The organism is Streptococcus sp. 2154 (assembly GCF_013277255.1).
In the GTDB taxonomy this organism is placed as follows: Bacteria; Bacillota; Bacilli; order Lactobacillales; family Streptococcaceae; genus Streptococcus; species Streptococcus pseudopneumoniae.
The window spans coordinates 1-24147 of sequence record NZ_VMMK01000030.1 but is presented as its reverse complement, the minus strand read 5'-3'; the positions used below and the strand labels follow the sequence as shown (position 1 = coordinate 24147).

The following is a 24147-nucleotide window of genomic DNA, read 5'->3' as shown; positions in this document are numbered from 1 at the left end:
CATCTCTGTGCCTTTCTTGTGTTTGTGGTTGAACAACAAGTATAACACAGAGGTGTTTTCTTATGCCTAGAAGAGCTTTCATTTGACAAGAGGAACCCTTGAAGCAGTTTTGTCAGCTAAACCAAGGCTAATCTTAGCCTTGGCTTTCCAGCTTAACAGCTCCAAGCCTCTTATCAAATGAAATCGAGTACTAGCTATCAGCTAGTTAAACCATCTAATTTTTAGGAGGGTTGGATGGCTAACTTCATTATAGAACTTTCAGTTATCACATTCGAATTACATTTTATTTTGGAAAACGTTTCCTTTGTTTTCAAATTGTTAAAAAAGTGGTATAATATAAGATAGCTTACTATTATCTGAATCAGCTGATTTGGAGAGAAAGGATTCATTTTGAAATCAATAGGCTTTATTGAAAAGCTGATAGGGTTGTCTAGTAAAGAGCTGATTTTATTGGGAATTATCCTGAGTATCTTTTTGCCCTTTTATCTTTTTGTAGTTGTATTCTGTTTATATATTATCAGTTTGATTTTTACAGGAGACATGAAAAGTATTCTTCAGAAAATGGGGGAGCATCCGATGCTGCTTCTTTTTCTTGGCTATAGTACTGTTATATCCATTCTTGCACAAAATTGGATGGGTCTTGTGGCTTCAGTAGGAATGTTTTTGTTTGCTATTTTATTTTTGCAATATCAGTCGATTTTATCACATAAATTCTTTCGATTAATTTTGCAGCTCGTCTTGTTTGGTAGCGTCTTGTCAGCTGCTTTTGCGAGTTTAGAACATTTCCAAATTGTGAAGAAATTCAACTATGCTTTTCTTTCACCCAATATGCAGGTGTGGCATCAGAATCGTGCAGAAGTGACCTTCTTTAATCCTAATTATTATGGAATTATTTGTTGTTTCTGTATCATGATTGCTTTCTATCTATTTACAACGACCAAGTTGAATTGGTTGAAAGTATTCTGTGTGATTGCAGGCTTTGTTAATCTCTTTGGATTGAACTTTACGCAAAATCGAACTGCTTTTCCTGCTATTATCGCTGGAGCAATCATCTATCTCTTTACGACTATTAAAAACTGGAAGGCCTTTTGGCTTAGTATTGGGGTATTTGCGATTGGCTTGAGCTTCCTCTTTTCCAGTGATTTGGGAGTTCGGATGGGGACTTTAGATTCTTCTATGGAAGAACGAATTTCTATTTGGGATGCTGGGATGGCCTTGTTTAAGCAAAATCCTTTTTGGGGTGAAGGGCCATTGACCTATATGCACTCTTATCCTCGGATACATGCTCCTTATCATGAACATGCCCACAGTCTTTATATTGATACGATTCTGAGTTACGGAATTGTGGGTACCATTTTATTAGTTTTGTCTTCTGTTGCTCCTGTTCGCTTGATGATGGATATGAGTCAGGAGTCGGGGAAACGTCCGATTATCGGTCTTTATCTGTCTTTCCTTACAGTGGTTGCTGTGCATGGAATCTTTGACTTGGCCCTCTTCTGGATTCAGTCAGGTTTCATTTTCTTGCTAGTTATGTGCAGTGTTCCATTGGAGCATCGAACCTTGGTATCGGACATGACGGATTAAGTTTTATAAGATTGAAATCTTCTACCTTGGGTAGGAGATTTTTTATGCGATGGGCATGTTGTGTATCTGAGGTGTAAGTCCTCTGTAGAGATTCACTACCGGTGAATATAGTGAAATGAGATAAGAACAGGATGAATCAATCAGGACAGTCAAATAGATTTCTAACAATGTTTTAGAAGTAGAGGTGTACTATTCTAGTTTCAATCTATTATACAATAGCGCTCCCTCGTCCTTATGCAGGGGCTCCTAGAGGGGAGAAAGTCTATGAAAAGATTAGCGGACGTCGTTTTGAGCGAACTTCAATTGTTGCAGGACAAGTAGACGGAGAATTTATAGCTCCCATGATTTACAAGAACAGCATGACAAGCGATTTCTTTGGGGAGTGATTCAAAACGCAACTTCTACCTGCTTTGAAGACACCTCGTGTTATTATCATGGACAATGCTAGTTTTGATCCCAAGAACATTTTGGATGAACTCTGCATCCAAGATAAACACTTTTTCTTACCTCTACCGCCTTATTCACCAGATTTGAATCCTATTGAGCAAGCTTGGGCTATCTTGAAAAAGAAAGTAACAGATTTATTAAGGGAAGTCCCAACTATTTTTGAATGTTTGGAACGCTTTTTTAAAACTAAATGACTATATAACTAGTTTTTCGCAATTTTTGAGACAGAAATGTGATTTTTGTGATAAAGTTCTATCATTACAAGTTCATTTGTGGTAATATGGAATAAATCATTTATGTATCCTTTCAGAAATGTGCTGTTTCTCTGAATATAAATGTCTTTTTCTCTTTAACTTAATTTTACAAATTGCTAAAGTCATTTAAGGACAGATTTTTGAACAGTTGCTAGAAATGTAGAGGTATTGACCATGTATCAAAAGTTACTTAGAAAAATAGCAGAAGAAAAACCAAGTTATAACCAGGAAGAAATCCAGTGGCTACTTGATCATTTGGGAGATCCTTCTCCAGAAATTCGTGATGACCTTGTTTTTACAAGCTTTGCTAGAGGGATTCAGGAAGAGCTATTTACACAGGAACAATTTCATTTCATTGCTGAAGGGATTTCATCTGATGGAGGGTTAGATAAAGATATTGATAAGGTAGGCCTGTCAACCCTTGAACGTTCTTTTAGGGCGCTTATTTATGCAAATCTCTTGTCTGCAGATGCCAACCAGCAATCGATTTTTTATCAGGAATTAAATGCAGGAATTCGTAATGTCCTTTTAAATCAAGGTTTGTATTATCTTTCAAAAGAAAAGGATACAACGGGTTTTTCAAGTCAGTATGGTTGGGTTCATGCTTTTGCACATGGAGCCGATTTACTGACAGAGGTGGTTTGTCATCCCAACTTTCCTAAAAACAGAGTTCATGAAGTATTTGATATACTTGGCCAACTATTTAAAAGAGTTTCGATTCGCTTTACAGATGATGAGGATTGGCGTTTAGCAAGAGTGATCTATGAACCTATTTTACAAGGGAAGTTAGCGCAAGAGCAAGTAGCTTCTTGGATAAAAGCTGTTGACTTTCCGATAGAAGAAAGAGAAGATTTTTATAAATTTTCCAACTTCAGATCCTGTCTGTTGGAAGTCTATGTCCAACTTGACCAGAGAAATAGTTTACAAGATGACTTGAAAGAAGCTATTCAATCTTTTCAATATTAGGTATTGCTAGTAGTTCTATGATTTTCAAGAAAATTTCCAATCAATTTTCTTGAAACCCTTTCCTACTTTTGATAGACTAGTATCTAGTTTTTGAAAAAAGGAGAAAGAAAATGAAAAAATTTGTTGCTGAGTTAATCGGTACGTTCATGCTTGTATTCGTCGGGACAGGAGCTGTTGTTTTTGGAAATGGTCTTGATGGCCTAGGTCACCTTGGAATCGCCTTTGCCTTTGGTTTGGCAATCGTGGTGGCAGCCTACTCAATCGGAACTGTTTCAGGTGCTCACTTGAACCCGGCTGTTTCGATTGCTATGTTTGTAAACAAACGTTTGTCATCTTCAGAACTTGTAAACTACATACTTGGTCAGGTTGTTGGAGCTTTCATCGCTTCTGGCGCAGTCTTCTTCCTCTTGGCTAACTCGGGTATGTCAACTGCTAGCCTTGGTGAAAATGCCTTGGCAAACGGTGTCACTATCTTTGGTGGTTTCTTGTTTGAAGTCATCGCAACTTTCTTGTTTGTCTTGGTTATCATGACTGTGACATCAGCAAGCAAGGGCAATGGCGCGATTGCTGGTTTGGTAATCGGTTTGTCATTGATGGCGATGATTCTTGTGGGCTTGAACATTACTGGGCTTTCAGTAAATCCAGCTCGTAGCTTGGCACCAGCTGTTTTGGTAGGTGGCGCAGCCCTTCAACAAGTTTGGATTTTCATCCTTGCACCAATCGTTGGTGGGGTTCTTGCAGCCCTCGTTGCAAAAAACTTCCTTGGAACAGAAGAATAATTGAAAAACAAAAAGCCTTGCTCCTCATCTAGAGGAACAGGGCTTTTTCGTATGATACTCTTCGAAAATCTCTTCAAACCACGTCAGCTTCCATCTGCAACCTCAAAGCAGTGATTTGAGCAACTTGCGGCTAGCTTCCTAGTTTGATTTTTGATTTTCATTGAGTATGAGTTTAGCGGTTGTCAATTTTCTCTGGATAAAGGTCGTGTTGGAAGAGGCGTTGTTCTGCCAAGCCTTCATACTTAGTTCCTGGCTTACCGTAATTGTAGTAGGGGTCAATTGAGATGCCACCGCGTGGAGTGAATTTTCCCCAAACCTCCAAATAGCGAGGGTCTAGCAAGTTGACCAAGTCTTTCCCGATGGTGTTGATACAGTTTTCGTGGAAATCTCCGTGGTTTCGGTAGCTAAAGAGGTAGAGTTTGAGGGATTTTGACTCAACACAGAGCTTGTCAGGAATGTAGGAAATATAGATAGTTGCAAAGTCTGGCTGAGCAGTGATTGGGCAAAGTGAGGTAAATTCAGGACAGTTAAATTTGATGAAATAGTCATTTTCCACATGACGATTGTCAAAGGATTCGAGGATTTCTGGTTGATATTCGAAAATGTAGTTGGTTTCTTTGTTGCCCAGTAGGCTTAGGTTTTTCATTTCTTCTTGTTGTGACATGATTTTTTCTTTCTAATCTTAAACTCCACGTTGGTTATCGTAGAGGAGGGTATGCAGTTGAGGAAGGACGCGGACATTGCCCCAGCTATCATCAGCGGCGATGCGTTCCCAAAGTTCTTTGAGTCGGTCTAGTTGGTCTTGGACAATATTGCCTGTGGCCTTGGGCTCAGGATTTCCTGCTGATAAGAAGAGAACATCTGGTTGGTAGCGCTCTTGTATGCCTCGGGCAAAGGCCAAATCTGCATCATCAAAGACAGGGATTTTAAAGGTGACCTTGTCTGGATCCAGTTGGGAAACGATAAAGTCCAAGGTCTCAAAGTTGACTTCCATCTTGGATGAAGGAGGTTTGGGACTGAGGGTGACCTGGTCGATGTCTTTTAACCAATTTTGCCAGCGGGAGCCTTGGGTCTCAACAGCCAGAGTGACACCACGTTCCTTGAGTTTGGTGACGAGTTCAGCCATGTTGGCTGCTAGGATAGCAGGATTTCCCCCAGATAGGGTTACATAGTCATAGCTCCCCAATTTATCCAAGGCAGCAATGACCTCGTCAGCTGTCATACGAGTTGGCTTTTCAGAGCCATCCCAAGTAAAGGCAGAATCGCACCAGTCGCAGTGATAGTCGCAACCAGCAGTGCGGACAAACATGGTTTTCTGCCCGATTGCACGGCCTTCGCCTTGAAAGGTTGGGCCGAAAATTTCCAGAACTGGTAGTTTGAGGACACGTTCCTTAGTCATCTAACCACTCCCGTCTAAACTCTGCAAAGGCAGTCGGAGTTTCATAGAGGCGAACATATTCCAAACGGAGACCGCGCTCGTCTGGCAACTCTTGGCTCATGGTTTGGAAAATCCAGTAGACCATATTTTCAGCAGTCGTGTTCATATAGGGAAGAGTCTCATTGAGATAGCGATGATCCAAGTGGGGCTCTAAGTAGTTCTTGTAGATCGCTTTGATGTCTCCGAAATCGTAGGTCATGCCACGTTCATCTAAAAATCCACTGACGGCAATCTGCAGATGATAGGTGTGACCATGAAGGGATTTGCATTTTCCCTCATAGTGAAAGAGGTGGTGGGCAGCATCAAAGGTAAATTCTTTTGATACCAAGGTTCTGTGAGGATTGTAGACAAGAGACTCTCCAGTTTCCTGTTTGATTTCTTTGGGTGCAAAAAACATTAGGCTTCTCCTTTCTGTGAGAGATAAACATCTAACCCATGTTGACGTAGGTGGCAGGCGGGGCAATCTTCACAGCCGCTCCCGATAATTCCGTTGTAGCAGGTTAAGGTCTTTTCACGAACATAGTCAAAGGCACCGAGTTGGTCGGCTAGCTCCCAAGTTTCAGCCTTGTCTAGCCACATAAGAGGTGTTTGGATAACGAAGTCGTAATCCATGGCAAGGTTGAGGGTAACATTAAGGGATTTGACAAAGACATCTCGACAATCGGGGTAGCCTGAGAAGTCTGTCTCGCAGACACCTGTCACGATATCTTTAATGCCTCGTTGCTTGGCAAGGACTGCCGCAAAGGATAGAAAGAGGTGGTTTCGACCGTCAACGAAGGTATTGGGAACTTCTCCCTCTTTTTGCTCAATCTCCATATCAGAGGTCAGCGCATTTTCAGTGATTTGCCCCAGCAGAGACATATCTAGGATGTGATGACGAATGCCCTGTTCCGTAGCGATTTCTCTGGCAACTTGAATTTCGAGATGGTGGCGTTGGCCATAGGCAAAGGTAACGGCTTCGACCGTTTCATAGTGTTCTTTAGCCCAGAAAAGGCAGGTTGTGGAATCTTGACCGCCACTAAAGACGACCAAGGCTGATTGACGTTTCATAGTACTCCTTCCAAAATGGGAAATGTTCAGAGCACGCAAAAAGCTCCCTTGAGGGAGCTAAAAAATACCAAGTCAAGGTTTTTTTTAGCGATGGCATGTCCCAAACATCGTAATATTCTACTTACAGTCTAGCATATTTTTTGAAAAATGGCAAAGGGCAAGAAAAAAGAGACCAAAGAAAGTACTTGGTCTCTCGTTTGATTAGCTCAATTCAGCAACGATGGCCTTGATTTGTTCTGCTGTGTGAACACCAGCAACTTGTTTGACAACTTGGCCGTCTTTTTTGAAGAGAAGAGTTGGAATAGACATGATTCCAAAAGCACGAGCTGTGTTTGGATTTTCATCAACGTCCATTTTAACGATTTTCAAGACATCTTCTGAAAGTTCTTCAGACAATTTGTCCAAGATTGGACCTTGCATACGACATGGACCACACCAAGTTGCCCAGAAGTCTACTAAGACCAAACCGTCTTTTGTTTCTTGTTCGAATGTTGCATCTGTAATTGCTTTTGCCATTGTATTTCTCCTTTTTTAGTTATATTGGCTTAAATCTTGTTTCTTGAGATAGAAGAAGATATCTCCATAAGTCCCATGGTAGTCCAAATCATGATCCTTATAAGTCAATTTTTGGACAGGGTAGTAGTCTGCGACGCCGATAATGCAAGCTTGTTGCGAACGATCAAAATCTTCATAGGATTCGAAAGTCACAGTTCTTTCGTTCTTACTGGCGTCTAGATAAGTAATTTCGATCATATAAAACTCCTTTGTTTAATCTTGACTTTATTTTACTCCTTGTAAAAGAGAATGTCAATAAAAATGATTGCGCACGCAACTTTTTTCTAAAATCATCTTAAATCAAGAAATCCAAACCTGCTTCCAAGCTTTCTTCGACAGCCTTTTGTAGCGAGGCCAGTGTCTTTTGCCCATCATTTGTCAGGCAGATAAAACTAGAGCGTCTATCTTGATGGCAGCACATGCGACTGAGTAGACCGCAATTTTTAGCTTCCAAGCGAGCCACCATCCTAGAAACTGCGCTCGGGCTCAGATGAAGCTTATCTGGCAGGTCAATCTGGCGTAGAGATTTTTCTTGGGCCAAGTCCAGATAGTAGAGCAGGTAGAACTCTTTCAAGGTCAGACTTTGCTCGCTCTGTTGGGCAATGGTCTCTTCCAGGAGACTTTCAATTTCTTTCTGACGCCGATTGAAGTCAAACCATTTTTCCAAATAGGTCATAGTGTCTCCTTTCTTTTTAGAGTCATAAATAGAAGAAAGTCCATTAACGGGCAGTCTCTGCGTCACAAGATGATTGCGCACGCAATAATTATACTACTTTTCAAGAATGCTGGCAAGTTCTGTTTTTTAGTGGTTTTCTTTTTTACTGTCCATATTTTTGTAAAAATCAACTTTTACTTGGATGAAGGTTTTGGCTTCACGTAGGAGTTGAAGAAGGGTAGCGCGGGTTTCAAATTCTTCTCTTGTCTTGGGCAGACTGCGGTTGCGGAAGACTTCCAGATAGCGTTCGATTTCATCTAGCAAATCAGAAGCAGGATTGGTCTGGCTCAGTTGACCTGCAATTTTTGAAAAGAGTTGAGCCAAAATCAGGCTCTCACTGGCAGCTAGGTGACAGGTGTTGATTTGCTGGGCCATGTTTCGCAGGATACGACTTTGTAGCTGTCTCATCTCAAAGTAGTGAATATGGTAATCAGTCTGGTGAAAGAGGTGGTCTGAGTGATCCAAATAGACCAGTCTGAGGGCTTCTTCCAAAAGGGTGTCCAATTCTTCCACCAGCTGTGCTCGGTTGCGTCCATCCCCTCTGGATAAATAATATTTGAAGCGTAGGAGGATGTCTTTTAACTTTTCTTCTACCAATGTGTGGTAGTGATGAATTTCCTCTTCTCGTGAAGGCATGTAGAGATTGACCAGTAAAGCAAATACTGTACCGATAGCAAAGAGAAAGAATTCATTGACTAGAAGGTCTGGAGAGGTTGACTCTTGTACCAAGAGATGGCTAACCAAAACAGTGCTTGGTGTGATGCCAATTTCCCAGCCCATCTTGTAGGCTAGAGGCACATAGAAGGCAAGATAGAGACCAAGGCTCCAGATATGAAATCCGCTCAAGTGAAAAGCTAGAACACCGATAGCCAGAGCTAGGAGCATGGAAAAGAGTCGATTGCGAGCCAGTTTTAAAGTACTTCTACGCGTATCAGATAGGCTCAAGAGAGCGATAATTCCAGCCGAAATTGCTGAGGAAAGATTGAGAAAATAAGCAAGAAAACAGGCAAGACAGGTAGCTAAGATGAGCTTGGTCGTACGTTGGCTAATAGACATAAGAGTTTCCTGATAATACTCAATGAAAATCAAAGAGCAAACTAGGAAGCTAGCCGTAGGCAGTACTTGAGTACGGCAAGGCGAAGCTGACGTGGTTTGAATTTGATTTTCGAAGAGTATAAGTTAGAATAAAAGAGCAAAAGACAAAACCTGAGCAGGCTTGTCTTTATGAGTTATTTTTTACGGGCTGCTGCGTATTCGGCAACGGCAGTAAAGAGGACGTCTGTAGAAGAGTTAAGGGCTGTTTCACATGAGTCTTGGATGACCCCAATCACAAATCCAACCCCAACAACTTGCATGGCAATATCGTTAGAAATACCGAAAAGGCTACAAGCAACTGGGATAAGAAGGAGGGAACCTCCCGCAATACCAGAAGCACCGCAGGCTGAGATAGCTGCTACCACACTGAGGACAAAGGCTGTGGCAAAGTCAACAGGGATTCCAAGAGTGTTTACCGCAGCAAGGGTCAAAACGTTAATGGTAATCGCTGCTCCAGCCATGTTGATAGTAGAGCCAAGTGGGATAGAAACAGAATAGGTATCTGGGTTGAGTCCAAGGTCATGGCAGAGTTTCATGTTGACAGGAATGTTAGCCGCAGAACTACGAGTGAAGAAGGCTGTCACACCGCTGACACGGAGGCAGTTCCAAACTAGAGGGTAAGGGTTGCGTCTCATAAAGAAGAAGGCAATCAAAGGGTTGACCACAAGGGCAACAAAAAGCATAGTCGTTACTAATAGAACCAATAAAATACCGTAGTTGGCAAGGCTTCCGATTCCCTTGTCAGAAATGGTTTTAAAAACAAGACCAAGGATTCCAAATGGAGCCAGATTGATAATCCATTCGACAATTTTAGAAGTCACGTCAGCGATAGTTTTTAGTAATTCTTTACTATTTTTGCTGGCCTCTCTCATAGCAATTCCAAAAATGACTGCCCAAGATAAGATTCCAATATAGTTAGCAGTAAGCAGGGCGTTGACTGGATTGTCAACCAGTTTGAGCAAGAGGTTGCTGAGGACCTGTCCAATCCCATCTGGTGGAGCAATATCGGTATTAGCACTATTTAGGGTGATTTCAATAGGGACGATGAAACTTGCTAGTACAGCTACAAGAGCAGCGGCAAAAGTTCCTAGGATATACAAGAAAACAACAGTTTTCATATTGCTATCTTGTCCCTTTTGATGTTGGGAAAGGGCATTAGCAACGAGAGCAAAGACTAGGATAGGAGCAACAGCTTTTAGACCTCCAACGAATAAATCCCCGAGTAGCCCAATTCCTGAGAGATTAGGAAGGGTCAGTCCTAGAATTCCCCCACAAAGCATACCAATCAAGATACGCTTGACAAGGCTTGCCTTGTTCCAAGCATGAATGATTCTTTTCATAATAATCTCCTTTCTGTGTAGTGATTATGATTATAGTATAAACGATAGACAAAATCAAGAATTTTCTGTCTATTTTTTGAATATTTATGGATAATGAGACTGATGAAAATATGGTATAATGAAATAAAGGAGTTTTATATGCAAAAATTTATTCAAGCTTATATTGAAAAGCTAGATGTGACAACCATTATCGAAAATATTCTAACCAAGGTCATTTCTCTTTTACTGCTTTTGATTGTATTTTATATTGCTAAAAAAATGCTTCATACCATGGTGCAGAGAATTGCCAAACCTTCTCTAAAAATGTCTCATCATGATGTCGGGCGCCAGAAAACCATCTCACGTTTGTTAGAAAATGTGTTTAATTATACGTCATATTTCTTTTTACTCTACTGTATTTTATCGATTTTAGGCTTACCTGTATCTAGCTTGCTGGCTGGGGCTGGAATCGCTGGGGTGGCGATTGGGATGGGAGCCCAAGGTTTTCTGTCTGATGTCATCAATGGCTTTTTCATCCTTTTTGAACGTCAACTGGATGTGGGAGATGAGGTTGTTCTGACCAACGGCCCCATTACTGTATCGGGTAAGGTTGTCAGTGTGGGAATTCGTACGACACAGCTTCGTAGCGAGGAGCAAGCTCTTCACTTTGTTCCGAACCGAAATATCACGGTTGTTAGCAATTTCTCACGCACGGACTAGACCTGTTATTTTAAGTAATTTGTGGTACAATAGAGGGAGTTTAATAAAGGAGAAAAGATGGTTTTAGAAAAGCAGTTGGGCAATGGTTGTACCTGGATAAACCTAGACCTCGGAAAGTTGAATAAACTAGAAGACCTTTCTGAAATCTACGGCTTGGACAAGGAAACCATTGAGTACGCACTGGATAGGAATGAGCGTGCCCACATGGACTACCACCGTGAAAGTGGGACGGTTACCTTTATCTATAATGTCCTAGATGTGAAAAAGGACAAGGCCTACTATGAGACTTTTCCCATGACCTTTATCGTGGAGCATCGTCGCCTGATTACCATTAGTAATACCAAGAACGCCTATGTCATTGAACAAATGACCCGTTATCTGGAGAGTCATGACACGCTTTCGATCTACAAGTTTCTCTTTGCCAGTCTGGAAATCATCAGCAATGCCTACTACCCTGTCATCGAGCAGATGGATAAGAGTAAGGACGAGGTCAATGGTCTCTTGCGTCAGCGAACAACTAAGAAAAATCTTTTTGCCCTTTCCGACTTGGAGACGGGTATGGTTTATCTTACTGCGGCTGCTAAACAAAATCGGATTTTGTTAGAGCATATTCAAGGTCATGCCTTGTATCGTAGTTTTGATGAGATTGAGAGAGAGCAGTTTGATGATGCTATGATTGAGGCTCATCAGCTGGTATCCATGACAGACCTAATCTCTCAGATTTTACAGCAACTTTCAGCCTCTTACAACAATATTCTAAACAATAATCTGAATGATAATTTGACAACCTTGACTATCATTTCAGTCTTGCTAGCTGTTTTGGCAGTCGTGACAGGCTTTTTCGGAATGAATGTTCCCCTACCTCTAACAGATGAGCCCCATGCTTGGCTCTACATCAGTATAGCTAGTGCAGGGTTATGGATTGTTTTATCCTTGTTACTAAGGAAAATTGCGAAAAAAAGTTAAGAAAAGGAGCCAGAATGGCGATTGAAAACTACATGCCAGATTTTGCTGTGGAAGCAGTCTATGATCTGACAGTCCCAAGCCTGCAGGCGCAGGGAATCAAGGCTGTTTTGGTCGATTTGGACAATACCCTTATTGCTTGGAACAACCCTGACGGGACACCAGAGATGAAGCAATGGCTACATGACCTTCGGGACGCGGGCATTCGCATTATCGTAGTGTCAAATAACACCAAAAAACGCGTCCAACGAGCAGTTGAGAAGTTTGAGATTGACTACGTTTATTGTGCTCTAAAGCCCTTCACATTTGGGATTGACCGTGCCATGAAGGAATTTCACTATGAGAAAAGCGAAGTGGTCATGGTTGGCGACCAGCTCATGACAGATATACGAGCAGCCCACCGTGCAGGCATTCGCTCGATTTTAGTCAAACCCTTGGTCCAACATGACTCGATTAAAACGCAGATTAACCGAGCTCGTGAGCGTCGTGTGATGCGAAAAATCACTGAAATGTACGGACCGATTACATATAAAAAAGGAATTTAACTATGGAAGAAATTCTCTGTATTGGTTGTGGAGCAACCATTCAGACGACAGATAAGGCTGGTCTGGGTTTTACCCCTCAGTCGGCACTTGAAAAAGGATTGGAGACTGGCGAAATCTATTGCCAACGCTGTTTCCGTCTCCGCCACTACAATGAAATCACGGATGTTCAATTGACAGACGATGATTTCCTAAAACTCTTGCACGAGGTAGGAGACAGTGATGCCCTGGTGGTTAATGTCGTTGATATCTTTGACTTTAATGGCTCTGTCATCCCAGGCTTGCCACGTTTTGTCTCGGGCAATGATGTCCTCCTGGTTGGAAATAAAAAAGATATCTTGCCCAAGTCTGTTAAACCAGGCAAGATTAGCCAGTGGCTCATGGAACGTGCCCACGAAGAAGGTCTCCGTCCAGTTGATGTCGTCCTAACTTCAGCCCAAAACAAGCATGCCATTAAGGAAGTCATTGACAAGATTGAACACTACCGTAAGGGCCGTGATGTCTATGTCGTTGGGGTAACTAACGTTGGAAAATCAACCCTAATCAATGCTATTATCCAAGAAATCACGGGTGACCAGAATGTCATTACGACGTCACGCTTCCCAGGGACAACCTTGGATAAAATCGAGATTCCGCTTGACGACGGATCTTATATCTACGATACACCGGGGATTATCCATCGTTACCAGATGGCCCACTACTTGACGGCCAAAAACCTCAAGTATGTCAGCCCCAAAAAGGAAATCAAACCTAAAACCTATCAGCTAAATCCTGAACAAACTCTGTTTCTAGGTGGTCTCGGACGATTTGATTTCATTGCGGGTGAAAAGCAAGGTTTCACAGCCTTCTTTGACAATGAACTCAAATTGCATCGTACTAAGCTTGAAGGCGCTAGTGCATTTTACGACAAGCACGTCGGAACCCTTCTCACGCCTCCAAACAGTAAGGAAAAAGAAGATTTTCCAAAACTGATTGAGCATGTATTTACAATCAAGGATAAGACAGACCTAGTCATCTCAGGCCTAGGTTGGATTCGTGTAACAGGCACTGCCAAAGTCGCCGTCTGGGCACCAGAAGGCGTCGCCGTCGTCATACGAAAAGCAATTATTTAAAACAAAATCGCTGAGCGAACAAAGTGAGCTCATATAGCGATAGTTATTGCCGTGGTGTGATTGCCAATCTGTAGATTGGCAAGGGGCACAATTGAGACCAAGGCTCAATTGTGAGGTCAGGAAATCCATTTTTCAAAGATGAAATCTTTGGAAAATTAGTTCCGACCGTCCCTCACCACCTAAAATAACTATCAAAAAACAAGGAAGAAAATTATGTCATTAACATCAAAACAACGTGCCTTCCTCAACAGCCAGGCACACATCCTCAAACCTATCATCCAAATCGGGAAAAATGGACTCAACGACCAAATCAAAACCAGCGTCCGTCAAGCTCTTGATGCGCGTGAATTAATCAAGGTTACTCTCTTACAAAACACAGATGAAAACATCCACGAAGTAGCTGAAATTTTGGAAGAAGAAATCGGTGTGGATACAGTCCAAAAAATAGGACGCATCTTGATTTTGTTTAAACAATCTAGCAAGAAAGAAAATCGCAAGATTTCTAAAAAAGTCAAAGAGATCTAAAAACTATACTCCAAATAACTGTTTTTACAGAAAAATAAAGGAGACTAGCCTATGGCAATCGAACTATTGACTCCCTTTACCAAGGTAGAGTTGGAGCCAGAAATCAAGGAGAAAAAACGCAAGCAAGTCGGGATTTTAGGGGGGAATTTTAACCCTGTTCACAATGCCCATCTCATCGTTGCGGACCAAGTACGGCAACAGTTGGGACTGGATCAGGTCTTGCTCATGCCTGAATACCAACCTCCTCATGTAGATAAAAAGGAAACCATTCCTGAACACCATCGTCTCAAAATGCTTGAGTTGGCGATTGAGGGGATCGAAGGCCTAGCCATTGAAACTATTGAGTTGGAGCGCAAGGGTATTTCCTACACTTACGACACCATGAAAATCTTGACAGAGCAACATCCTGACACGGATTACTACTTCATTATCGGGGCAGATATGGTGGATTATCTGCCTAAGTGGTACCGAATTGATGATCTGGTCGACATGGTTCAGTTTGTAGGGGTTCAGCGCCCACGCTACAAGGCAGGGACTTCCTATCCAGTTATCTGGGTGGATGTGCCTCTCATGGATATCTCATCCAGCATGGTGCGTGATTTTATTGCCCAAGGTCGGAAACCCAACTTTCTCCTACCTCAGCCAGTGCTAGACTACATCGAGAAGGAGGGGCTCTACTGATGTCCTATCAAGACTATATCAACTGCTCCCGTGAGGCCTTGTTGGAAAAAATGGCAAAGCTTCTACCTGAGAAACGTCTAACCCATTGTCTAGGTGTGGAGCGTGCCGCTATGGAATTAGCTCAGCGCTTTGGTGTAGATGTTGAGAAAGCAAGTCTAGCAGGTCTTCTTCATGACTATGCTAAAAAGTTGTCAGATCAGGAATTTCTAGACTTGATTGACCGTTACCAGCTAGATCCTGACCTCAAAAACTGGGGCAATAATGTCTGGCATGGCATGGTTGGAATCTACAAGATTCAGGAAGATTTGGATTTGCATGATTCTGAAATTCTGCGAGCCATTGAAATTCATACAGTCGGAGCTGGTCAAATGACAGACCTAGATAAGGTCATCTACGTCGCAGACTATATCGAGCACAATCGGGCATTTCCTGGAGTGGATGTGGCGCGTGAGATTGCAAGTCTATCGCTCAATAAGGCGGTGGCCTACGAAACAGCTCGTACCGTGGAGTATCTAGCTCATCAGGGATTCCCCATCTATCCCCAAACCTTTGAAACCTATAACGCCTTTGTGCGCTATTTGAAAGAGGACTAAATGAAGACGGCTTTTATAATCATTGATGTTCAGAATGTTTTAGTAGAAACTGGGTTCCAGACAAAAAGTCTATTGGAAAAAATTTCTTATTTACAAAACCAGGCTAGAAGCAAGAATATTGAAATTATCTATGTTCAACATATTGAGAACTCTGAAGCTCAAACATCAGAAGATTGGCAGTTATCTGCGCTTTTAAATCGAAAACCTGCTGAAAAGGTCTTTCAGAAGAAGTATAACAGTATTTTCAAAGAAACTGGCTTAAAAGAATACTTGGATAAACAGGGGATTGAAAAATTAGTTTTATGTGGTATGCAGACAGAATATTGTGTGGATACCTCTGTCAAGGTTGCCTTTGAATATGGCTATCAGCTTATTGTTCCAGAAGGTGCTGTCACAACCTTTGATGGGGATGACATTCCGGCAGAAACGATTAATGAATTTTATGAGGACATTTGGGAGGAGCGCTTTGCAGATGTCCTAGATTACAAACATATTTTTTAAAAAGAGGACTAAATGAACGAAAAAGAATTACTAGAACTAGTCGTGAAAGCGGCTGATGAGAAACGTGCGGAGGATATCCTCGCGCTTGATGTACAAGATTTGACTAGTGTGACGGACTACTTTGTTATCACTAGTTCAATGAATAGCCGTCAGTTGGATGCTATCGCTGACAATATCCGTGAAAAAGTAGCTCAAGCAGGCTTTAAAGGTAGCCATGTCGAAGGCGATGCAGCTGGAGGCTGGGTCTTACTGGACCTCGGTGCTGTTGTCGTGCATATCTTTTCAGAAGAAATGCGTGCCCATTATAATCTAGAGAAGCTATGGCATGAGGCGAATTCAGTAGATATTTCAGAAGCTCTTGCTTAGAAGATGAACTCAGTTGTAGTCAACTGGGTTTCTTTGCTTATTTTAGAAAAATTGATAGAAAGGTAAAGGGCTAGTGGTGTTTACCATGGAGCTCTTGGTATCATGATTATGGCGACTTATGAAACCTTTGCGGCTGTCTATGATGCGGTCATGGACGATAGTTTATACGACAAATGGACGAATTTTTCTCTGCGTCATTTGCCTAAGACCAAGGAGAGAAAGAAACTCTTGGAACTGGCTTGTGGGACAGGAATTCAATCAGTGCGCTTCTCTCAGGCTGGTTTTGATGTGACTGGACTTGACTTGAGTGCGGATATGTTGAAGATTGCGGAGAAGAGAGCGACTTCAGCCAAGCAAAAGATTGCTTTTATAGAAGGTAATATGCTGAATTTGTCCAAGGCAGGGAAATACGATTTTGTCACGTGTTATTCGGACTCTATCTGCTATATGCAGGATGAGGTGGAATTAGGGGACGTCTTTAAGGACGTGTACAATGCGCTGAATGAAGAGGGAGTTTTCATCTTTGACGTGCACTCGACCTACCAGACAGATGAAGTATTCCCTGGCTATTCCTACCATGAAAATGCGGAAGATTTTGCCATGCTTTGGGATACATATGAGGACGAAGCTCCTCATTCCATCGTGCATGAGCTGACTTTCTTTATCAAGGAGGCTGACGGTTCCTTTAGTCGCCACGATGAAGTACATGAGGAGAGAACCTATGAGATCTTGACCTATGATATCTTGCTGAAACAGGCTGGATTCAAGTCCTTCAAACTCTATGCAGACTTTGAGGATAAGGAGCCAACAGAAACTAGCACCCGTTGGTTTTTTGTGGCGCAGAAGTAGGAGATTATCATGACCATCACAGGTATTATCGCGGAGTTCAATCCTTTTCATAATGGCCATAAATACCTGCTGGATCAGGCAGAGGGACTGAAAATTGTTGCCATGTCAGGGAATTTCATGCAGCGTGGAGAGCCTGCTATTGTGGATAAGTGGACAAGGACCCAGATGGCGCTGGAAAATGGCGCAGACTTGGTAGTGGAATTGCCCTTTTTAGTCAGTGTTCAGGCAGCTGATTTCTTTGGTCAAGGAGCTGTGAATATCTTGGATCGCTTGGGCATTGATAGTCTAGTTTTTGGGACAGAGGAAGTTCGAGATTATCAGAAAATCGCTGACTTATACACAGAGAAAGGTGCTGAGATGGAGAAATTTGTGGAAAATCTGCCTGATTCCCTTTCCTATCCCCAGAAAACCCAGGCCATGTGGAAGGAATTTGCTGGTCTTGATTTTTCTGGCAATACGCCCAATCATGTTCTTGCTCTGGCCTATGCCAAGGCGGTTGCGGGGCGAAATATTAAACTTCATCCGATTCAGCGTCAGGGGGCTGGCTATCATTCTGTGGATAAGGATGTAGACTACGCCTCGGCGACAGCTCTCCGTCAGCATCAGTCAGACCAAGATTTCTTAGAACGCTTTATGCCTTCTGTTACCCTTTTTGAGCAAGCCAGTAAGGTGAGTTGGGATGACTATTTTCCCTTGCTCCGCTATCAAATCTTGTCAAATCCCGACCTAACCACCATCTATCAGGTCAATCAAGAAATGGCTGTGCGCATTACAGAAGCTATTAAAACAGCCCAGTCTGTGGAAGAATTGGTCGAGTTAGTGACTACCAAACGCTACACCAAGGCGCGTGTCAGACGTCTTTTGACCTATATTTTGGTGCAAGCTAGAGAAAGTGACTTGTCAGAAGCCATTCATGTCCTTGGATTTACTGAAAAAGGCAGGCAACATCTCAAGTCCTTGAAGGGACAGGTCAATCTAGTCAGTCGAATTGGCAAAGAGCCTTGGGATACTATGACCCAAAAGGCAGACCAGATTTACCAACTAGGAAATCCAAGTATAGCAGAACAGAATTTTGGAAGAGTGCCAATAAGAATAGAAACAAACTAAGTCTACTGAAAGGTAGGCTTTTTGAGATTTTTTACGAATAAATAGATAGAAAAGAAAATCTTGTACAAGTTTCTGACAATTTCTTTCTTTTCGTGTATAATAGTGGAAAAGAGGTAAAACGAGGTATGGTTATGGAAGCAGTTCTTTACTCAACATTCCGAAATCATTTAAAAGACTACATGAAGAAGGTCAATGATGAATTTGAGCCTTTAACGGTGGTTAATAAAAATCCAGATGAGGACATTGTAGTTCTTTCAAAGAGCGAATGGGACAGTATTCAGGAAACTCTGAGAATCGTTCAAAATAAGGAACTATCTGACAAGGTCTTGCGAGGAATGGCTCAAGTCCGTGCTGGAAGCACTCAAGTCCATGTTATTGAGGAGTGAGGAATGCTGCTCAAGTTTACAGAAGATGCGTGGGCAGATTATTGCTACTGGCAAACTCAGGATAAGAAAACACTAAAAAGAATCAATAAACTAATTAAGGATATTCAAAGTGATTCATTTACAGGAATAGGAAAACCAGAACCACTCAAGTATGACTACCAAGGAGCCTGGTCACGGCGTATTGATGCAGAAAATCGCTTGATTTATATGATGGATGGAGATAGCATCGCTTTTTTGTCCTTCAAAGATCACTACTAAGTCTACTGAAAGGTGGGCTTTTTATTTTTTAAATTTTTATGAGTAAGTTTAAGATAAAGTTTTTTAGAAAATGACAGAATCCCTAATACAAAAGACAAAAACTCAGAAAAGAAAGTTAGTATATAAACTTCGATTTTTTCCCTTGAATCCGCTTTATCACTTGTATTTTGTGGTATAATGAAGAGAATTGTTAATAATAAAAACAGGGGAAGTAAATGTCTAATTTTAAAGAAAAACTACCGATATTCCAGTCGAACGATGTTCAGATTTCAAATGTAGTCAATGCAGTTTGGTCGATTGCGAACACCTTACGTGGAGCTTATCGTTCGGATAAGTATCGAGTGATGTAATTAAAAATTGGATGAGAAGAAAAGATACAATTGAGTTTCTTGGTTTATGGAAAAGCTTAAACAACATGAATTTCAATTCGGTCGAATTCGACCGAATTAAATCGGAAGCTGGATATAATTCATTTACATTGTCTCCTAAGAAATGGGTAGAGAAAACTGGAGCAATCGGAATTATCTCAAAAGGTGGAAGATATGGTGGTGCATTTGCACATATAGATATTGCCTTTGAATTTGCTTCATGTATTTCTGCTGAATTTAAGATGTATGTAATTCAGGATTACAAAAGACTTAAGTCAGATTAAAATTCTAAGATATCATTAGGCTGGAATTTGAATAGAGAAATTTCTAAGATTAACTACAAAATTCATACAGATGCAATCAAAGAATATCTCTTAAAAGATCTTACCAACGAACAGTTGTCTTACAAGTATGTAAGTGAAGCAGATATGATCAATGTTGTTTTATTTAACAAAAGAGCTAAACAGTGGCGTGAAGAAAATAGGAACAATTAGTACAACACTTGTAGTAGTTGCGGGAGTAAGTGCGGGTGTGCTTGGAGGAAAATTTGACTTTAAATTTCCTAAAAAGATTTAATGGAGAGTAATAAATATGAAGTTTAAAAATTATCTATTTGATTTATATCCTTATTTTCCCAAAGGTTTTTCATTATATAATAGAAAGGATCCTGATGTATGTAGTAAGGCGTTGTACGATGATTTATGTAAGATGTTTTTTGATGATGATTCAAAAGAAAAACTTAAAATAACATCTGTATGTAATAAATGCCAAAACTTTGGAAATGGAGATTTTTATACTTTATTTATTGATAAGGATAAGTATAAGTATTTATTATCAAGTGATTATATAGGAGCCTCTATTTATTGGGCAAGAAAGGCAGGATTAAACGACAGAATAATTTTAGATCATTTGAGTATTTCAAGAACAATAGGTGGACACATTCTTTTCCCTAGAGGTGGTGGAAAATCAGAAACCGTTAATACAGCTAGAGGTGGAAAACCTAGAATCAAGAATGGAATTTATAAAGGATATTATGATCGTTTTGATTTAACACTATATGCTATAAAAGAATGGTTTGCGGGAAATAATAATTCAAAAATAGATTATGCTATAGAGAATTACCGTGAATGGTTTGAACTATTTTTTGATGATGATAATTGTAAAAATGGATTTGAGAAATTTGTCGAGTTTTTTAAGTTAGAAGGATTTATATATGAGCAAAATAAAATTATAGATTTAATTAAATCAGATTTAGAGAACAATCAGGTTGTCTTTTTAGATAAAGAAGATATTAGGATTGCTAGCACAGAAGAAGAATATATAAGATATATGAAAAATCTTAATATCATTATTCTAGAAAGAACTAAAAAAATATTATTATAAATATTTCAGCACCAGTTAAATAAAATGTGCGTTTTCTTTATCAAAAAAATTAATAAAAGAGGTTACCAAGAGGGATAAATTTTAAGTGTAGGGGGAATTTATCCTTTTTGCTTTTGAGGTAGAAGAGAAATCTATTGAATTATCCTATGAATATGTAGATGATGGATATAGTGGTTCTAATTTTGAGCGACCAAATTTTAAGAATATGATTGATGACCTGAATAAAGGAAAGTTTTCTATCATTATGGTAAAAGATTTATCTCGTTTCGGCAGAGAGTATATCGAGTCAGGAAAGTACTTACAAAAGATATTTCTTGAAAAAGGTATTCGCTTTATATCTGTAAATGATAACTATGATAGTGATAATGCGGATGTTAGCGATATCCATTTAAGGTTTGTGAAAATTACTTTTTTATGGTAGAATGTAAAAGAATGTATGTCATTCGGAATAACAATAAAATGAGGTAAAAACATGGAAATCATGTCGCTTGCGATTGCTGTTTTTGCCGTCATCATTGGTTTAGTCATTGGATATGTCAGCATCTCAGCTAAGATGAAATCATCTCAGGAAGCTGCAGAGTTGATGCTTTTAAATGCTGAACAAGAAGCAACTAATTTACGTGGACAAGCTGAGCGTGAAGTGGATTTACTTGTTAATGAAGCCAAACGTGAAAGCAAGTCTCTTAAAAAAGAAGCACTATTGGAGGCCAAAGAAGAAGCCAGAAAATACCGTGAAGAAGTGGACGCTGAATTCAAATCAGAACGTCAAGAACTCAAACAAATCGAAAGTCGTTTGACAGAGAGAGCTACTAGCCTTGACCGTAAGGACGACAATTTGACGAGTAAAGAACAAACACTTGAACAAAAAGAACAAAGTATTTCTGATAGAGCGAAAAACCTTGATGCGCGTGAAGAGCAATTAGAGGAAGTCGAAAGACAAAAAGAAGCAGAACTAGAGCGTATTGGTGCTCTGTCTCAGGCAGAAGCACGAGATATTATCTTGGCACAGACAGAGGAAAACTTGACCAAGGAGATTGCCAGTCGTATTCGCGAAGCTGAGCAAGAGGTCAAGGAACGTTCTGACAAAATGGCCAAGGACATCCTGGTTCAAGCTATGCAACGTATCGCTGGTGAATATGTAGCGGAGTCAACAAACTCAACGGTTCATCTGCCAGACGATACTATGAAGGGACGCATTATTGGTCGTGAAGGTCGTAACATTCGTACCTTTGAAAGTTTGACAGGGGTCGATGTGATTATCGACGATACACCAGAAGTGGTGACCTTGTCAGGATTTGATCCGATTCGTCGTGAGATTGCCCGTATGACTATGGAAATGTTGCTCAAGGATGGTCGTATCCACCCAGCTCGTATCGAAGAGTTGGTTGAGAAAAACCGTCAAGAGATTGACAATAAGATCCGTGAATACGGTGAGGCTGCTGCCTATGAGATTGGCGCACCAAACCTTCATCCAGACTTGATGAAGATTATGGGTCGCTTGCAATTCCGGACTTCATATGGCCAAAATGTTTTGCGCCATTCGATTGAGGTTGCTAAGTTAGCTGGTATTATGGCCAGCGAGCTTGGTGAGAATGCGGCTCTTGCCCGTCGTGCTGGATTCCTTCACGACATCGGAAAAGCCATTGACCGCGAGGTTGAAGGTAGCCACGTTGAAATCGGTATGGAATTGGCACGTAAGTACAAGGAACATCCAGTTGTGGTCAATACGATTGCTAGTCACCACGGAGATGTTGAAGCTGAGAGCGTCATTGCAGTTATCGTTGCTGCAGCAGATGCCTTGAGCGCAGCTCGTCCAGGTGCTCGTAGTGAGTCTCTTGAAAGCTACATCAAGCGTCTCCATGATTTGGAAGAAATTGCGAACGGCTTTGAAGGGGTACAAAATAGCTTTGCCCTTCAAGCAGGACGTGAAATTCGTATCATGGTCAATCCAGGAAAAATCAAGGACGACAAAGTCACAATCTTAGCTCACAAAGTTCGTGAGAAAATTGAAAACAATCTCGATTACCCAGGAAATATCAAGATAACCGTGATTCGTGAGCTTCGTGCAGTAGATTATGCTAAATAATAAAAAACTGAGGTCAGTGAAATCTGACTTCAGTTTTTTTGAAGTACGACGGGCATGTGGTGCATCTGAGGTGTAATACTCTTCGAAAATCTCTTCAAACCACGTCAACGTCGCCTTGCCGTACTCAAGTACAGCCTGCGGCTAGTTTCCTAGTTTACTCTTTGATTTTCATTGAGTATAAGTCCTTGGTGGGCACCTGCTACCGGTGAACCCAATAGCGATTCCCAAGCCTGACTATCGTGAGGTAGCGGATTAAAACGGTCTGGGGATAGACCGTTTTAAGTCTGACGCTGGAAATAAGAATCGTCAGAGGAAGGGATAGCGAAATCGTGGCTCTACGAACAGGAAGGTGATAGTAAGGCGTATATAGCGGATAGGGGGGGCGCGAAACCTTAAAGTCCAAAAAGGTAGTCGTAACCTATATGCGTAAATCACGAGAGTAATTGAATTCGAACTAAGATTTATCTTTTTCCACTGTAACCTTTTAACGTCCTCATGTCTAGTCTAAACGAGGAAAGATGTAGGACTTATCCCGTGAGCTCTGTCGCTAGAAAGAGAAAACGACAGATCGAAGTAATCCTACTTTACTTGTGTCTGTAAAACGAACGGTCTGATAGAACTGGACTCTGTCACGTATTGACTAGATGAAGGTTCACCAATATAAGATATCCCTCAGGCACCAAAACAAGAAAGGAATAGGCACATGTCAAAATTGCTAGATAAGATAGTATCACGCGAAAATATGCTGGAAGCTTACAATCAAGTAAAATCCAATAAAGGCTCAGCTGGGATTGATGGAATGACTATCGAAGAGATGGATGACTATCTCAGACAAAACTGGCGCTTGACTAAGGAGCTGATAAAACAGAGAAAATACAAACCTCAATCAGTCCTGCGAGTTGAAATCCCCCAACCCAATGGAGGTGTCCTTCAGCTTGGGATTCCGACAGTGATGGATAGGATAATCCAACAAGCCATTGTCCAAGCTCTTAGAGTACTTAAATGACGGCTATGAGTGGATAGTGGATATAGACCTAGAGAAATTTTTCGATAGGGTTCCTCAAGATAGATTGATGTCCTTAGTACATAATATGATCGAAGACGGAGATAGGGAATCCTTGATTCGTAAGTATCTTCATTCAGGTGTTATCATTAACGGTCGGCGTCATAAAACGCTAGTTGGTACACCACAGGGAGGAAATGTATCTCCTCTCTTATCTAATATCATGCTTAATGAATTGGACAAGGAATTAGAAAAGAGGGGACTTCGATTTGTGCGCTACGCAGATGATTGTGTGATGATGGTCGGAAGCGAGGCAGCCGCTAAGCGTGTGATGTATTCAGTTAGTCGTTTTATTGAGAAACGGCTAGGTTTGAAAGTATAGTAAAATGAAATAAGAATAGGACAAACCGATCAGGACAGTCAAATCGATTTCTAACAATGTTTTAGAAGTAGAGGTGTACTATTCTAGTTTCAATCTACTATAATTTGAAGGGGAATACCG

28 protein-coding genes and 4 pseudogenes are annotated in these 24147 nt (G+C 41.0%); 23 read left to right on the top strand and 9 right to left on the bottom strand.

What is annotated here, in order from left to right; translation table 11 throughout:
- The first annotated feature begins 390 nt into the window (after window positions 1-390).
- From HT693_RS05765 to HT693_RS05750, 4 genes and pseudogenes are all read left to right on the top strand, one after another.
- Window positions 391-1584, top strand: coding sequence for an O-antigen ligase (locus tag HT693_RS05765; RefSeq protein WP_007284833.1), 1194 nt, complete (start codon window positions 391-393; stop codon window positions 1582-1584).
- A gap of 227 nt (window positions 1585-1811) precedes the next feature.
- Window positions 1812-2225 (top strand): annotated as a pseudogene (locus HT693_RS11980) (transposase); the annotation flags it as partial.
- Between the two features lie 234 nt (window positions 2226-2459).
- A complete protein-coding gene (locus tag HT693_RS05755; RefSeq protein ID WP_000284389.1) occupies window positions 2460-3251 on the top strand; it encodes a DUF2785 domain-containing protein in 792 nt (263 codons plus the stop codon).
- Between the two features lie 110 nt (window positions 3252-3361).
- The gene (locus HT693_RS05750) at window positions 3362-4030 is read left to right on the top strand and encodes an aquaporin (protein ID WP_050208831.1); all 669 of its coding nucleotides are present in this window, start codon (window positions 3362-3364) and stop codon (window positions 4028-4030) included.
- A 172-nt stretch (window positions 4031-4202) separates the two neighbouring features.
- On the opposite strand, the gene queF is transcribed toward HT693_RS05750, so the two are convergent.
- From queF to sstT, 9 genes are all read right to left on the bottom strand, one after another.
- Entirely contained in the window at window positions 4203-4694 is a 492-nt protein-coding gene (gene queF / locus HT693_RS05745) for a preQ(1) synthase (protein WP_023938863.1), read from the bottom strand.
- A gap of 18 nt (window positions 4695-4712) precedes the next feature.
- Window positions 4713-5429 carry a 7-carboxy-7-deazaguanine synthase QueE gene (gene queE / locus HT693_RS05740; RefSeq protein WP_050223397.1) on the bottom strand — a complete coding sequence of 239 codons (717 nt, stop codon included), beginning with the start codon at window positions 5427-5429 and terminating at the stop codon, window positions 4713-4715.
- A complete protein-coding gene (gene queD / locus HT693_RS05735) occupies window positions 5422-5865 on the bottom strand; it encodes a 6-carboxytetrahydropterin synthase QueD (RefSeq protein WP_000464575.1) in 444 nt (147 codons plus the stop codon). Before queD ends, queE begins: the two co-directional genes overlap by 8 nt.
- The gene (queC, locus tag HT693_RS05730) at window positions 5865-6518 is read right to left on the bottom strand and encodes a 7-cyano-7-deazaguanine synthase QueC (protein ID WP_000828776.1); all 654 of its coding nucleotides are present in this window, start codon (window positions 6516-6518) and stop codon (window positions 5865-5867) included. The genes queD and queC overlap by 1 nt, the downstream gene beginning before the upstream one ends.
- 201 nt (window positions 6519-6719) lie before the next feature.
- Window positions 6720-7034, bottom strand: a complete 315-nt coding sequence (gene trxA / locus HT693_RS05725; protein ID WP_001029581.1) for a thioredoxin — start codon at window positions 7032-7034, stop codon at window positions 6720-6722.
- A 15-nt stretch (window positions 7035-7049) separates the two neighbouring features.
- Complete coding sequence (locus HT693_RS05720) at window positions 7050-7271, bottom strand: DUF4649 family protein (protein ID WP_000570252.1); 222 nt, start codon at window positions 7269-7271, stop codon at window positions 7050-7052.
- Between the two features lie 97 nt (window positions 7272-7368).
- On the bottom strand, window positions 7369-7749 hold the full coding sequence (locus tag HT693_RS05715) for a MarR family transcriptional regulator (RefSeq protein ID WP_000221629.1): 381 nt from the start codon (window positions 7747-7749) through the stop codon (window positions 7369-7371).
- Between the two features lie 126 nt (window positions 7750-7875).
- Window positions 7876-8844 carry an aromatic acid exporter family protein gene (locus HT693_RS05710; RefSeq protein WP_166736829.1) on the bottom strand — a complete coding sequence of 323 codons (969 nt, stop codon included), beginning with the start codon at window positions 8842-8844 and terminating at the stop codon, window positions 7876-7878.
- Window positions 8845-9017: 173 nt separating this feature from the next.
- The gene (gene sstT, locus HT693_RS05705) at window positions 9018-10223 is read right to left on the bottom strand and encodes a serine/threonine transporter SstT (RefSeq protein ID WP_000821228.1); all 1206 of its coding nucleotides are present in this window, start codon (window positions 10221-10223) and stop codon (window positions 9018-9020) included.
- A gap of 138 nt (window positions 10224-10361) precedes the next feature.
- Between sstT and HT693_RS05700 the strand changes: the two genes are divergently transcribed.
- The 19 genes and pseudogenes from HT693_RS05700 to HT693_RS05610 form a co-directional block, all read left to right on the top strand.
- Window positions 10362-10922 carry a mechanosensitive ion channel domain-containing protein gene (locus tag HT693_RS05700; protein WP_001168882.1) on the top strand — a complete coding sequence of 187 codons (561 nt, stop codon included), beginning with the start codon at window positions 10362-10364 and terminating at the stop codon, window positions 10920-10922.
- Between the two features lie 57 nt (window positions 10923-10979).
- Window positions 10980-11888: a magnesium transporter CorA family protein gene (locus HT693_RS05695; RefSeq protein ID WP_023937239.1), complete on the top strand. Its 909-nt coding sequence runs from the start codon at window positions 10980-10982 to the stop codon at window positions 11886-11888.
- A gap of 14 nt (window positions 11889-11902) precedes the next feature.
- On the top strand, window positions 11903-12430 hold the full coding sequence (locus tag HT693_RS05690; RefSeq protein WP_240152721.1) for a YqeG family HAD IIIA-type phosphatase: 528 nt from the start codon (window positions 11903-11905) through the stop codon (window positions 12428-12430).
- Window positions 12431-12432: 2 nt separating this feature from the next.
- Window positions 12433-13539 (top strand): ribosome biogenesis GTPase YqeH, encoded by a 1107-nt coding sequence (gene yqeH, locus HT693_RS05685; protein WP_023938852.1) that lies wholly within the window; start codon window positions 12433-12435, stop codon window positions 13537-13539.
- 213 nt (window positions 13540-13752) lie between these two features.
- Entirely contained in the window at window positions 13753-14064 is a 312-nt protein-coding gene (gene yhbY / locus HT693_RS05680; RefSeq protein WP_000060163.1) for a ribosome assembly RNA-binding protein YhbY, read from the top strand.
- A gap of 51 nt (window positions 14065-14115) precedes the next feature.
- A complete protein-coding gene (locus HT693_RS05675; protein ID WP_138704640.1) occupies window positions 14116-14745 on the top strand; it encodes a nicotinate-nucleotide adenylyltransferase in 630 nt (209 codons plus the stop codon).
- Window positions 14745-15338, top strand: a complete 594-nt coding sequence (gene yqeK / locus HT693_RS05670; protein ID WP_023938850.1) for a bis(5'-nucleosyl)-tetraphosphatase (symmetrical) YqeK — start codon at window positions 14745-14747, stop codon at window positions 15336-15338. The genes HT693_RS05675 and yqeK overlap by 1 nt, the downstream gene beginning before the upstream one ends.
- A complete protein-coding gene (locus tag HT693_RS05665) occupies window positions 15339-15839 on the top strand; it encodes a cysteine hydrolase family protein (protein WP_000844707.1) in 501 nt (166 codons plus the stop codon).
- A 12-nt stretch (window positions 15840-15851) separates the two neighbouring features.
- Entirely contained in the window at window positions 15852-16205 is a 354-nt protein-coding gene (rsfS, locus tag HT693_RS05660) for a ribosome silencing factor (protein ID WP_119920127.1), read from the top strand.
- Window positions 16206-16313: 108 nt separating this feature from the next.
- Complete coding sequence (locus HT693_RS05655) at window positions 16314-17054, top strand: class I SAM-dependent methyltransferase (protein WP_050208346.1); 741 nt, start codon at window positions 16314-16316, stop codon at window positions 17052-17054.
- A 9-nt stretch (window positions 17055-17063) separates the two neighbouring features.
- Entirely contained in the window at window positions 17064-18161 is a 1098-nt protein-coding gene (locus HT693_RS05650) for a nucleotidyltransferase (RefSeq protein ID WP_138704641.1), read from the top strand.
- Window positions 18162-18292: 131 nt separating this feature from the next.
- The gene (locus HT693_RS05645; RefSeq protein ID WP_016398854.1) at window positions 18293-18547 is read left to right on the top strand and encodes a type II toxin-antitoxin system Phd/YefM family antitoxin; all 255 of its coding nucleotides are present in this window, start codon (window positions 18293-18295) and stop codon (window positions 18545-18547) included.
- A 3-nt stretch (window positions 18548-18550) separates the two neighbouring features.
- Window positions 18551-18805, top strand: coding sequence for a Txe/YoeB family addiction module toxin (locus tag HT693_RS05640; RefSeq protein ID WP_016398855.1), 255 nt, complete (start codon window positions 18551-18553; stop codon window positions 18803-18805).
- 346 nt (window positions 18806-19151) lie between these two features.
- A pseudogene (locus tag HT693_RS12385) lies at window positions 19152-19655 on the top strand (KilA-N domain-containing protein); the annotation flags it as partial.
- On the top strand, window positions 19609-19749 hold the full coding sequence (locus tag HT693_RS05630; RefSeq protein ID WP_000899898.1) for a hypothetical protein: 141 nt from the start codon (window positions 19609-19611) through the stop codon (window positions 19747-19749). The pseudogene HT693_RS12385 and the gene HT693_RS05630, both read left to right, overlap by 47 nt.
- 15 nt (window positions 19750-19764) lie before the next feature.
- Complete coding sequence (locus HT693_RS05625) at window positions 19765-20556, top strand: hypothetical protein (RefSeq protein WP_050975963.1); 792 nt, start codon at window positions 19765-19767, stop codon at window positions 20554-20556.
- 136 nt (window positions 20557-20692) lie between these two features.
- Window positions 20693-20947 (top strand): annotated as a pseudogene (locus HT693_RS05620) (recombinase family protein); the annotation flags it as partial.
- A gap of 81 nt (window positions 20948-21028) precedes the next feature.
- Entirely contained in the window at window positions 21029-22642 is a 1614-nt protein-coding gene (locus HT693_RS05615) for a ribonuclease Y (RefSeq protein WP_000404950.1), read from the top strand.
- Between the two features lie 703 nt (window positions 22643-23345).
- A pseudogene (locus HT693_RS05610) lies at window positions 23346-24024 on the top strand (reverse transcriptase domain-containing protein); the annotation flags it as partial.
- Window positions 24025-24147: the final 123 nt, after the last annotated feature.